Origin of the sequence: Mycobacterium sp. ACS4331, from assembly GCF_001667265.1 — a bacterium.
Taxonomy (GTDB): domain Bacteria; phylum Actinomycetota; class Actinomycetes; order Mycobacteriales; family Mycobacteriaceae; genus Mycobacterium.
In genome coordinates this window covers 1-12,329 of the sequence record NZ_LZHW01000086.1, presented here as the reverse complement: position 1 = coordinate 12,329, position 12,329 = coordinate 1, and the positions used below count along the sequence as shown (strand labels likewise).

Annotated in this window: 9 protein-coding genes; 3 read left to right on the top strand and 6 right to left on the bottom strand. The window is 68.9% G+C overall.

Annotated features, from left to right (window positions below; all coding sequences use genetic code 11):
* Window positions 1-24: 24 nt before the first annotated feature.
* Genes A5727_RS19810 through A5727_RS19800 form a run of 3 tightly spaced genes read right to left on the bottom strand, consistent with a single transcriptional unit; the run spans window position 25 to window position 2,734 of the window.
* Window positions 25-693 (bottom strand): class I SAM-dependent methyltransferase, encoded by a 669-nt coding sequence (locus A5727_RS19810; protein ID WP_068253698.1) that lies wholly within the window; start codon window positions 691-693, stop codon window positions 25-27.
* Window positions 694-737: 44 nt separating this feature from the next.
* Window positions 738-1,256 (bottom strand): Rv2240c family protein, encoded by a 519-nt coding sequence (locus A5727_RS19805; RefSeq protein ID WP_157521469.1) that lies wholly within the window; start codon window positions 1,254-1,256, stop codon window positions 738-740.
* Window positions 1,253-2,734, bottom strand: coding sequence for a glutamate-cysteine ligase family protein (locus tag A5727_RS19800; protein ID WP_068253690.1), 1,482 nt, complete (start codon window positions 2,732-2,734; stop codon window positions 1,253-1,255). Before A5727_RS19800 ends, A5727_RS19805 begins: the two co-directional genes overlap by 4 nt.
* A gap of 209 nt (window positions 2,735-2,943) precedes the next feature.
* Between A5727_RS19800 and A5727_RS27595 the strand changes: the two genes are divergently transcribed.
* Both A5727_RS27595 and glpK read left to right on the top strand, forming a co-directional pair.
* A complete protein-coding gene (locus tag A5727_RS27595) occupies window positions 2,944-6,237 on the top strand; it encodes a C39 family peptidase (protein ID WP_157521468.1) in 3,294 nt (1,097 codons plus the stop codon).
* Window positions 6,238-6,455: 218 nt separating this feature from the next.
* Window positions 6,456-7,973: a glycerol kinase GlpK gene (glpK, locus tag A5727_RS19790; RefSeq protein ID WP_068253684.1), complete on the top strand. Its 1,518-nt coding sequence runs from the start codon at window positions 6,456-6,458 to the stop codon at window positions 7,971-7,973.
* Window positions 7,974-8,021: 48 nt separating this feature from the next.
* Here the strand turns inward: glpK and A5727_RS19785 are convergent, their stop codons facing one another.
* Complete coding sequence (locus A5727_RS19785; protein ID WP_068253681.1) at window positions 8,022-8,729, bottom strand: PadR family transcriptional regulator; 708 nt, start codon at window positions 8,727-8,729, stop codon at window positions 8,022-8,024.
* Window positions 8,730-8,869: 140 nt separating this feature from the next.
* On the opposite strand from A5727_RS19785, the gene A5727_RS27100 reads away from it, so the two are divergent.
* Window positions 8,870-10,045: a cation:proton antiporter gene (locus A5727_RS27100; protein WP_082949913.1), complete on the top strand. Its 1,176-nt coding sequence runs from the start codon at window positions 8,870-8,872 to the stop codon at window positions 10,043-10,045.
* Here the strand turns inward: A5727_RS27100 and lfrA are convergent.
* Together lfrA and A5727_RS19765 are read right to left on the bottom strand one after the other, a co-directional pair.
* A complete protein-coding gene (gene lfrA / locus A5727_RS19770; RefSeq protein WP_068253672.1) occupies window positions 9,948-11,522 on the bottom strand; it encodes an efflux MFS transporter LfrA in 1,575 nt (524 codons plus the stop codon). The genes A5727_RS27100 and lfrA overlap by 98 nt on opposite strands.
* 29 nt (window positions 11,523-11,551) lie before the next feature.
* Window positions 11,552-12,118 carry a TetR/AcrR family transcriptional regulator gene (locus tag A5727_RS19765; RefSeq protein ID WP_068253670.1) on the bottom strand — a complete coding sequence of 189 codons (567 nt, stop codon included), beginning with the start codon at window positions 12,116-12,118 and terminating at the stop codon, window positions 11,552-11,554.
* Window positions 12,119-12,329 lie beyond the last annotated feature (211 nt).

The following is a 12,329-nucleotide window of genomic DNA, read 5'->3' as shown; positions in this document are numbered from 1 at the left end:
TGACCCCCTTCACCGGCGGCGGCGCTACTCCTTGTGTGCGCTCAACAGAAACGCCGGAAACTTGAGGCGGCCCTTCGCGTCGCGCGGATGGGGCGGCGCGGGCACACCGGGGATCTGCAGATCATTGGCGTGGATGAACGCCGGGCGCACGTCGTCGATCACCCAGTATCTGCCGACCGCTTCACGCAACTCGTCCTCGTCGACCTCATTGGGCTTGACCTCGAGATCGGGTGGGAAGGCGCCCTTGGCGAAAACCAGGATGTAGTAGTGGGCTCCCGGTGCGGCGGAGCGGAACACCGCCCGCTGATAGCCGTCGCGGGCCTCGACCGGCAGTGAGTGGAACAGAGTGCTGTCGAGGACGGTGTTGAACTGCCCGTCGAACCCGGTGAAGGTCGTGATGTCGTCCTCGACGAATGTCGCTGTGGTCAACCCTCGTTCCTCGGCGGCCCTGCGCGCCGCGGACACGGCTGTGGGCACCAGGTCGATACCGACGACCGTGAACCCCTTGGCAGCCAGTGCCAGCGACAACTCGGCGAGCCCGCACCCGGCGTCGAGCACTGTGCCTGTGACTCTGCCCGCGTCGATGAGCGCCGCGAGCTCGGGTTGCGGTTCCCCGATGTTCCACGGCGGCGGACCCTCGAACTTGCCTTCACCCCGGTATGCGTCGTCCCAGTCCATGACCTCAGAACTCATGAGGTCACGGTACGCCCGCGGGCTGACGGTTTGTTGTGGGTCGGTCAGTCACACGCGGCGGCGACGCTGTCGGCGGCGTCGTCGATCTGGTTCTCCTGGCCGTCCATCTGTGCATCACTGGCCACCCCGTGCCCGGCCGAGTACTCCAGCAGCGCGCCGGTGTAACTGCGGATCGCCTGCGCGACGTCGGCAGGGGTGTTGGGCGGGATCAGACTCTCGAGTTGGGCGGCGATCGCGCTCTCGGTCTGCATGAACCGATTGGTGGCGGACTTCACGGCCCGGTCACCCCACTGCCAGTGGGGTCCGGTCACCACGGGCAGCCACTCGGCGTACGCCTGCTGCCATTGGCGGCTGGCCACGCGGTAAGCGTTGCAGGCCTGATCGCGAGCCTGCTCCTCGGTGAGCGAGTGCGACGCGACCGGTGCGGGACGATGCTGCGCGGTGATCAGACCCGACATCACCCAACCGGCCAGCGCGGAGAACACCACGAGCACGAACAGGCCTACGGTGAACAGCAGCCAGTGCCGGCGCGGCGAACCGGCGGACGTCTCGTCTCGGGTCACGCGGCGGGGCCGTCCCACGAGTGGACAGGCTCGTTGCTGTGCATCCGCTCGCAGTACAGGCGCAGCATGTCGGCCAGGGCCTGCGGCCGTGTCGCTCCGTGTTCCTGCAGTGCGTGCACGGTGTCCACCTGCCACGCCGCCCCGGTGCGACCGGACTTCGCGCGGTGCTCGATGACACCGAGATAGCGGTCCCGAACCTCGCCGGCCACACCGCGGCGTGCCAGCCCCTCGTGCGCCAGGGGCAGCAGGTGCCGCAGCACCAGTTCCTGAGGAGTCACGGAACCCATTCCCGGCCAGTAGAGTTCGGCCTCCATCCCGTGCCGGGCCGCGTTGTGGAAATTCTGCTCTGCCGCAGCGAAACTCATCTTGGTCCAGACGGGGCGGTCGTCGTCGGAGAGCATGCGCATCATTCCGTGGTAGAACGCGGCGTTGGCCATCATGTCGATGACCGTCGGACCCGCGGGCAGCACGCGGTTCTCCACCCGCAGGTGGGGGCGTCCGCCGACGACGTCGTACACCGGACGGTTCCATCGATAGACCGTGCCGTTGTGCAGACGCAGTTCGGACAGTGTGGGGGTGCGACCGGCGGCGAGCTCGGCCTGCGGATCCTCGTCGGACAGTTCGGGAAGCAGCGACGGAAAGAAGCGCACGTTCTCCTCGAACAGATCGAAGATCGAGGTGATCCACCGCTCGCCGAACCAGACGCGGGGCCGAACACCCTGTGCCTTCAACTCATCAGGGCGCGTGTCGGTGGCCTGGGCGAAGAGTTCGATGCGCGTCTCTGCCCACAGCTGGTGGCCGAAGAAGAAGGGGGAGTTGGCGCCGAGAGCCAACTGTGGGCCGGCCAGCGCCTGGGCGGCATTCCAACTGGCGGCGAAATCCGCCGGGGACACCTGGGAGTGCAGTTGCATGCTGGTGCAGGCTGATTCGGGGGCGATGGTCTCGGCGAGCATCGACAACCGCTCCGGTCCGTCGATGTCGATCACGATGTCCTCACCGCGCGCCGTGAAGATCGAATCATTGAGGGCCCGGTAGCGGGTCGACTCGCTCATCCAGTTCTGCGCGAGGTGCTCGGGCATCAGGGTCGGAAGGATGCCGATCATCACGATGTGGGCACCGCTGCGGTTGGCCTTCTCCTCCGCGGCGTTGAGGCTGGCCCGGACCTCGCCTTCGAGTTCCAGCGCCGAGCGGCCCGGCAGCGCTCGTGGCGGGACGTTGAATTCGATGTTGTAGGCACCCAATTCGGTCTGATAGGCCGGGTCGGCGATCGAGGCGAGCACATCCGTGTTGCTCATCGCCGGCTGGTAGTCACCGTCGACGAGGTTGCACTCGATCTCCATGCCGGTCAGCGGGCGGTCCATGTCGAAGCTGGACTGCGCCAGCATGGTTTCGAAAACGTCCAGGCACAGCTGAACCTTTCGGCGGTACTCCTGGCGATGTGCGCGGGTGTAGTGCGTCGCCTTGACCTCTTCGCCCACACCGCGATGCTAACGACGCTCCGGCGTCTGGGGTGGCGTTCGCGCAGAGTCGCCGGCGCCAGCTGCACTTCCGCTAACCGGACATCAGGCACGCGGAATCACAGGAGGGGGCGGCGGACCTGCTCAAAAAACCCTCCAGATATTCACGCGTGAGTTTATATTCCGTTGCGTTCGCAAGTACCCCTGTCAGGTGCCGGAAAGGTTACGAAATGGGTCAAGAGCCGACGATGCCGTCGCACACCCAACCACATTCAGGCAAGCGCGGAGGCCGCCGCCGACGGCATCGTCGCATCGAGCCCTATGCCTGGCTGGGTGCGGGCGCGGTGACCCTGGGCGTCGGGGCGGCCGCCCTGACGCTGGGCACCGGAGTCGCCTACGCCGACACTGACGGGGACTCGTCGTCGGCGCCGACAACGCAGCGCGGAACCAGCGACTCAGACTCGGCCACCGACGGCACGCGCAGCCGGACCACCAGAGCGTCGACCGTGCGGTCGACGCTTGTCGGTGACTCCGAGCTGTCGAGCCGGGTGGCGAAGCGTCTTGCCGCACTGGAGAAGTCGGCTTCGGACTCGGATGACGACTCAGCAACCGCGGTGGGTAAGCGGGTGGCCGCACGGCCCAGCCGCCTCGGCGACAGTGAGTTGTCGAACCGGATGGCGAAGCGGCTCGCGGCCCTGGACAAATCGGGTTCAGAACGACTCTTCGACTCCGTCGCCGAGTCGGGCAGAGCGGTCTCGGTGAGTGCCCTTGTCTCGTCATCCGCGCCGGCGGCTGCGCTCAAACCGCCAGCCCTGCCGACTCCCGAGGACGTCGTCGCCTTCTTCTTCGGCGACGGCACGGCCACGCGCCCCAACGGCGGCATCATCATCGGCAACGGCTACTCCTGGACCGCCGAGACCTGCCCGACCACGGCCTGCAACGGCGGTAACGGCGGGCTGTTCGGCAACGGCGGTGCCGGGTTCAATGGCGGAAACGGCGGTAATGCCGGGTTGTTCGGCAACGGCGGAGACGGCGGCGCCGGCGTGGCGTGGATCAACGACGGCGCCGGTGGAAACGGTGGCCGCGCGATCCTGTGGGGCAACGGCGGTGCCGGCGGTGCGGCGACCACAGGTGCGACCGGTGGACGCGGCGGCACCGGCGGCCTGCTCCACGGCGACGGCGGTGATGGTGGCCGCGGTGGCAACTCGGTGCCCGAGGGTTCCACCGGCGGACGCGGCGGCAATGGCGGTGACACCGGACTCTTTTCGTGGTGGGGTGCCGCCGGAAACGGCGGCGCCGGTGGTGACGCGACCTACGGTGGGGCCGGTGGTGACGGCGGCAGCGGCGGCCTGTTCTCGCTGTTCGCCAACGGCGGCGCCGGCGGTGTGGGCGGCGTCGGACCCAATGGTGGCGCCGGGGGTGATGGCGGCAACGGTGGGCTCTGGTTCGGTGACGGCGGCGACGGCGGTGACGGCGGCTACGGCGGCGGCAACGGCGGGAACGGCGGCAGCGTCGGAATGCTCTCGCTCCTCGGCCGCGGCGGTGACGGCGGCGCCGGTGGCTTCGGCCACATCGGCCGCGTCGGGCTCAACGGCGGCACTCCCGGCGAGAATGGCGGCGACGGCCTGCCCGGCGGACCGGGCGGAACCGGCGGCAACGGCGGCAACGGCAGCTGGTTCCTCGGCATGGGCGGGCACGGGGGCCCGGGCGGTGGCGGCGGGACCGGCGGCAACGGCGGCAAAGGCGCAAACGGCACGAGCGTCAGCCTCGGTGACGGTGGCCCAGGCGGGGACGGTGGTACGGGCGGTGAGGGTGGCGCCGGCGGCGCGCAGGGCGGCGAGGCCGGCGTCGGACGCTACTTCTTCGTGCTCGAGTCGAACGGCCGGGTCGGCGCCAGCGGCGCAGGCGGCGCGGGAGGCGCTGGCGGCACCGGCGGCGAGGGCGGCGACACCACAGACGTCGACGGGCGGGGTGGCGCGGGCGGTGACGGCGGCCGAGGCGGCCGCGGCGGCAGCGGCGGTGCGGCGACCGCGATCTCGGCGGCCGGGGCCGGTGGCGCAGGAGGTCAGGGTGGCACCGCCGGCGGGGGCGGCTTCAGCGATACCGGGCTCGGCGGGGCCGCTGGCCTCGGCGGAGTGGGCGGTCTCGGCGGTGTCGGAGGGGCGGGGTCAGCCACCCAGCCCAGCGGCGACGGGGGCAGCGGCGGTGCCGGCGGCCGCGGCGGAATCGGTGGGGCAGGCACCACGGGTGCCGACGGCGGGACCGGCGGTGATGGTGGCGACGGCGCGGCCGCTGGTGCTGACGGCGGAGCAGGCGTGGGTGACGCCGGTTACGGCGGCTCCGGTGGCGTAGGGGGCGCTGGCGGCACCGGATCGTCGACCGACGGCGACCCCGGCGAAGACGGCCGTAACGGCGCGCCCGGACCCAGCGGCACGGCCACCGCGCTGCGCGCCACGACGCCGGGTGCGCTCTTCGCCGGCCTGGTGAACCAGCTCAACTACATCCTGTTCAACCGGCCGCCCACCGTGGACGGCACCCAGGGCCCCGCCAACGGCCCCGACAAGGAGATCTCGGGTGACCTGAATGGCAGCTCCAACAACGGATTCGCCCCCACCTACACCCTTGGAGAGGGGCCCAGGTACGGCACCGTGGAGCTGGATCCGGACACCGGAAAGTACACCTATACGCCCGACCCGACACTGGTTCAGCCCGGCATCACCGACAGCTTCACCGTCGTGATCAACAACGGGGCCGCGGCCCGGCTGCCCGGCCTGCTGGGTGGGGTGCAGCAGTGGCTGCACTCTCTGGCGATCAGGATCGGACTCGCCTCCCCCGACACCGTGGAGGAGAAGGTGGTCCTGGTCGTGGGCGGTGACGGCAGGTATGGAGACCTGAGCAACAGCGTGTTCTGGGTGAAGCAGAGCTACTTCAACTGCATGCTGATGGCGTCGGCGATGGCGGTGGCCCAGGTCACCGGCAAACCGACCCCTGACGAGGCGCTGATGGTGGAGATCGCGAAAACCTCTGACAGCGTGGCGAATCCGGGCCAGAAGATGTATCTGCACGAGAACATCGAAGACGGTGTCGCCGAGGCCGACGCGGTGGTGCTGATGGAGACCAACTTCGGTGTCAAGGCCACCCTCACCAAGTACAACACCGTCGACGACGACGGCAACGTGACCGCGGCCACGCTGGCGGACGGGCAGCGCGCTCTCAGCGATGCCGAGGCGGCGTTGCAGCAGGGCAAGGCCGTCATCGCCCTCGTCAACAGTTCCGTGATCTGGAACGCCGCACATGGTGAAGAGGCTTCGGGTACACCGAACTACTTCGACTTCGACCACGCGGTGGTGGTGATCGCAGTCGACCTGAAGAAGGGTCTGGTGTACCTCAACGACAGCGGTCCGTCGTTCGGCAAGGGCATGGCGGTGCCGATCGGCGCGTTCATGAATGCCTGGCAGAGCAACGATTACGAGACCATCGTGGTCGAGAACGCCGGGGCCCCGTCGGGCACCGTGGCGGCCTGACCCAGAGGCGGACAGCGCTGGGGGGCCTCCTCCGGGCGCTGTCCGCCCCGCAGTTCGACGTCTGTGGCGGGTGGCCGCGTTCGCGGGCCCGCGGCAGGCGGTACAGGCACGACGCGTCGGCGCCGCCCGGGGCATCGTGCCAATGTCGGTCATGTCTGCCTGGCTGCGGCCCGGGTGGTCCATCATGGACGGTCGGAAGTGAATCCAGAGGAGACACCTTGGCTGACTTTGTGGCGGCGATCGACCAGGGCACCACCAGCACGCGCGCGATGATCTTCGACCACGCGGGTCGTGAGATCGGACGGCACCAGCTCGAACACGAGCAGATCCTGCCGCGGGCCGGGTGGGTCGAACACAATCCCGTCGAGATCTGGGAGCGCACCGCGTCGGTGCTGATGTCGGTGCTCAACAACACCGGGCTTCGCCCGTCGGATCTGGTGGCACTGGGCATCACCAACCAACGGGAGACGGCGCTGGTCTGGGATCGCCGGACAGGGCGGCCCTACTACAACGCGATCGTCTGGCAGGACACCCGCACCGACCGCATCGCGTCGGCGTTGGACCGGGACGGGCGCGGTGACGTCATCCGCAGCAAGGCCGGCCTGCCCCCGGCCACCTACTTCTCCGCGGGCAAGGTGCAGTGGATCCTGGAGAACGTGGACGGTGTCCGCGAGGCCGCCGAACGCGGTGATGCGATCTTCGGCACCGCCGACAGCTGGGTGCTGTGGAACCTCACCGGCGGTACGCGCGGCGGCGTGCACGTCACCGATGTCACCAACGCCAGTCGCACCATGCTGATGAACCTGGAGACGCTCGACTGGGACGACGAACTGTTGTCGTTCTTCGGGATTCCCCGGCAGATGCTGCCGCGCATCGCGTCATCCTCGGTGTCCGAGCCGTACGGCGTGGCGTTCGACAGCGGTCCGATCCGGGCCGAGATCCCGGTGACCGGAATCCTCGGCGACCAGCAGGCGGCGATGGTCGGGCAGGTGTGCCTGTCGGCCGGCGAGGCCAAGAACACCTACGGCACAGGCAATTTCCTGCTGCTCAACACCGGCGAGAAGATCGTGCGCTCGGGCAACGGCCTGCTCACCACGGTGTGCTATCGGTTCGGGGACGCCAAACCCGTGTACGCCCTGGAGGGCTCGATCGCGGTGACCGGTTCTGCGATCCAGTGGCTGCGGGATCAGCTCGGGATCATCAGCGGGGCCGCTCAGAGTGAGGCGCTGGCGCGGCAGGTGGAGGACAACGGCGGCGTGTACTTCGTGCCGGCATTCTCGGGGCTGTTCGCGCCGTACTGGCGCTCGGATGCCCGCGGCGCGATCGTCGGGCTGTCCCGGTTCAACACCAACGCGCACCTGGCTCGCGCCGCACTGGAGGCGATCTGCTATCAGAGCCGCGATGTCGTGGACGCCATGGAGGCCGACTCCGGCGTGCATCTGGCGGTGCTCAAGGTGGACGGCGGCATCACCGCGAACGAGTTGTGCATGCAGATCCAGTCCGATGTGCTGGGCGTCGATGTGGTCAAACCCGTGGTGGCCGAGACAACCGCGCTGGGCGCCGCTTACGCGGCCGGTCTGGGTATCGGGTTCTGGTCGGATCCCGAAGAGTTGCGGGCCAATTGGCACGAGGACCGGCGGTGGTCGCCGGCGTGGACCGACGACCAGCGGGCCAAGGGCTATGCGGGCTGGCAGAAGGCCGTGCAGCGCACGCTGGACTGGGTGGACGTGGAGTGATTTCGGCGCGGTACCCAGCGGTGAGCGCCGGGTACCGCGCCGAAATCCCTAGTCCTCGCCGAGGATCTGATAGATCTCGCGGCGGGCGGTGTTGACGATGTCGACGATGCGCTGCTGCTGATCGGCAGAGGCGGCATGTGTCGACTGCGCGACCGCGGCGGCAAGCTGTCCGAGTGCCGCGCTGAGGTTCATCTGCCCCGGATCGGCATCCTCGGTGATCTCGTCCCACGGTGCGGTCTCGATCTTGTCGGCCGCCTCGCGGCCCTGGTCGGTGAGCTCGAAGAGCTTCCTGCCGCCACCCTGTTCGGCGGCGGCCACGATCAGACCCTCGTCCTCGAGCATCTGCAGGGTGGGATACACCGAGCCGGGGCTGGGCTTCCACAGCTGCTGAGTGCGGCCGGCGATCTCCTGGATCATCTCGTAGCCGTGCATGGGGCGTTCGGCGAGCAGTTTGAGGATCGCGACGCGGACGTCGCCGCGCCTGCCGCGACCTCGGCCACCGTGGCGACCCCCGCGACCACGGCCGCCGGCGCCGAACGCCGGGCCGAAGCCTGGACCGAAGGGCAGCACGTAGCCGCTGAGCCCGCCGGGGCCGTTGAAGCCGGGACCGAACGGGCCGCCGCGGTGTTCCCGGAGGTGATCCCGGAATTCGCGGCGGGCCTCACGTCGGGCCTCGCGGAAGTCCCGACGGCCCGCGCCGAAGGGGGGTTGGCCGGGCGCAAAGGGCCCCTGGGGTGGGGTGAATGGGGTGTTCATGACGTCTTCTCCTGGAAGTGGTGGGAACGCCTCCCGCGTTCCGATGCATTAACGATATATCGACAACCTGTCGCGATGCAACCAGTTGGCCGTGGACGATCGACTGTCAGCCTGCTGACGGCCGACTACCGTCTGCGAATGTGGCGGATTTCGGATTCGACGACCTGGCCCTGCTGACGGCGATCGGCCTGGCCGGACCGCTGTTGGCCGCCACCCCGGGTCTTCGACTGCCGGTGATCGTCGGTGAACTCGTGGCCGGCCTCATCGTCGGCAACACCGGACTGCGCATCCTCGATCCGGGCGAGCCGACGTTCGCCCTGCTGGCCGCGGTCGGTTTCGCGCTGGTGATGTTCGTGGTGGGCACGCATGTCCCGATCCACGAGATGGGTGTGCGCGGTGCGGTGCCCGCCGCGGCTGCACGCGCGGCACTGGTCGGGGCGGTGGCCGCGGGCTTCGCGGTGCTGTTGAACGCCGTCTTCGGCGGAGGTCACACCCTTCTGTTCGCGGTGCTGATGGCCTCCTCCTCAGCGGCGCTCGCCCTGCCGGTGATGCAGTCGCTTGGGCTGGACGGCCAACCGGTGCTGTCGGTCACCGCGCAGATAGCCATCGCCGACACCGCTGCGATCGTGTTGGTGCCGTTGGTGATTGAGACCGACCGTGCGGTGCGGACGGCCATCGGGGCCGTCGTCGTCGCCGGGGCGGCCGCAGTGATCTACGCGGTGTTGAGGCTGGCGGACCGCCGCAGGCTGCGCAGGTTCCACAAGTATTCCGAACGCCATCGATTCGCCCTCGAACTCAGGATCAGCCTGCTGCTGCTGTTCGCCCTGGCGGCCATCGCCACGACTACGCACGTCTCGACGATGCTGGCGGGCTTCACGCTGGGCCTCGCCGTCGGTGCGGTCGGGCAGCCCCGGCGGCTGGCCCGGCAGTTGTTCGGCATCACCGAGGGGTTCTTCGCCCCGGTCTTCTTCGTGTGGCTCGGGGCCTCACTGGACGTCCGCGAACTCGCGCACCATCCACAGTTGATCGTCTTGGGGCTGGCCCTGGGGCTGGGCGCCGTCGTCGCGCACGCCGTCGCGACCTTCACCGGTCAGCCGCTCACGCTCGCCGTGCTGGCGTCAGGTCAGCTGGGGGTGCCCATCGCGGCGGCCACCCTGGGCACCGAGTACCAGCTGCTGGCTCCAGGGGAGCCGGCGGCGCTGATGCTCGGCGCCCTGGTCACGATTGCCGCGGTGTCGGTCGCTGGTCGCGTGGCGCGGCACCGACGTCGTGTCCACGAAACGCCCGGGCCACCAGAACCGCAGCCGTCAGCGTGAGGGCAGCGGCGATCGCCGCCGTGGGAGCGATGCCCGAGTCGAATGCCGTGCGCGCCGAGTCCATCAGGTGCTCAGCCACTGCCGGAGACGTCTCCCGCGCGACGGAGGCGGCCCCGCCGATGCTCTCGGCGGCGTCGGCTGCGGCCTGACCCGACAACTGTGCCGGGACCTCGACGTTGGCCCGGTAGAAGGCCGTGAAGATCGTGCCCAGTGTCGCGGTTCCGACCACAGCTCCCAGTTCGTACGCGGTCTCCGAGACAGCGGATGCCGCACCCGATTTCGCGGGCGGGACCGACGCCACGATGGTGTCGTTGGACACCGTCTGCGACACGCCGACGCCGAGCTCGAGGACCACGAACGACGCGATCACCGCCGCGATGGTGAGGTCGTGGCGGAACAGCAGGATCAGGCCGAAGCCGGCCGACACCAGCAGCAGTCCCGCCACGATCAGGGTCTGCGGGGCAAAGCGTTTCGCGAGCCGGACCACGCCCATCCCGCCGGCGATCGACATCAGCGCACCCGGCAGCGTGACCAGTCCGGCCATCAGCGGTGACAGGCCGAGCACCAGCTGCAGGTGCTGGGAGATGAAGAACAGGAAACCGATCAGGCCGACGATGGACAGGAAGTTCGCCAATACCGAGGAACTGAACGGTCCGTAGGTGAACAGGCTCATATCGAGCATCGGTGTGCGGCTTCGGTTCTGGCGGCGGACGAACCACACGCCCGACGCGATGCCGACGATGGCGGCGGCGCCGGCGGTCACCGACAACCCGTCGTGTGCCGCGCTCTTGATGGCCCACACGATGGGCAGCATCGTGGCGAACGCCAGCGCGATGCTCAGCATGTCCAGTGGGCCCGGGTTCGGATCCCTCGACTCAGGAACCAGTTTCGGCGCGAGCACCAGCATCGGCAGCAGGATCGGCACAGCGATCAGAAACACCGAGCCCCAGTGGAAGTGCTCGAGCAGCACACCGCCGACGATGGGTCCCAGCGCGGTGCCCGCGGTGAAACACGAGGCCCAGATCGCGATGGCCAATCGGCGCGCCGAGTGGTCCGGGAAGATGTTGCGGATCAGCGACAACGTCGACGGCATGAGCATCGCGCCGAACACGCCGAGCAGCGCCCGCGCGCCAACCAGTGCCTGCGCGCTCGGGGCGAACGCCGCCGCGGCCGACACCACCGCGAACCCCGTCGCCCCGATCATCAGCAGGCGGCGGCGCCCCAGTCGGTCGCCGAGGCTGCCCATCGGCACCAGCAGAGCGGCGAGCACCAGCGAATAGACGTCGACGATCCACAACTGGGTGGCCGCCGCGGGTCGGAAGTCCTCGGCGATCGACGGCAGCGCGAAGGCCAGCACGGTGTTGTCGATGGAGATCAACAGCACCGGCAGCGTGAGCACTGCCAGCGCGAACCACGCGGTGCGTGGGGTGGACTGCGACGACGCCGCAGTGTCCGCCGAATCGAGGCGGGTGGACATGGAAACTACTCCTGAGAACGAAGGCCCGGTCAGGCCGAAGGGGAAGAGATGGTGGCTTCGGTGAGGCTGGTCATGATCGCGTCGGTGACCTGGTGCCGTGGCATGCCGTCGAACTTCATGGCGTCGAAACCGGCTCCCAGCAGCGCCCAGAACACGCGGCGGGCCCACCCGGGCGGGATATTGGGCCGATCCACCGAGACCCGGTCGAGGATCTCCACGATGGCCTCGTCGCCCGTTTCCATGTGGGCCACCAGGTCGGGATCGGCCAACACCGTGGGGTCGTTGTAGATGAAGCACACGATGGGCCCGATCTCGAGTTGAGATTCGACGACTCGGCGCAGGGCTGGCACCGGGGGCCCGCACATCGGTTCAGCCGCGGTGATGGCCTCCGAGCTGAGCGCGTGGACGTGCAGTGCGAGGGCCCGGATCAGGTCGGTCCGCTCCGGAAAATACCTGTGCAGGGTGCTTCGGCCCACGTCGGCGGCGTCAGCGACGTCGGCCAGCGGGGCGCCGGGGCGGTCGGACAGCACAGACACCGCGGCGTCGAGAATCGCTCTCCTCGTCCGCGCCCGTGCACCGCTCTCCGACTCATCCATGCTTCAAAAAGTAGCACAGATGGACCAAAATGGGACAGCGGTGTCTCATTCGAGGGATCGGGGTCACGGGATTGCACTGCCGCGCCGCCGGCATGCGCCGAGAGTCGACTTGTTTACAACCTCACCTGCGGAAACGCGTCAATAAGTCGCCTCTCGGCGACGGGACTGGGGGATCAGGCGGGTGGGACGAAGCCCGTGCTGGGCGGAGGTG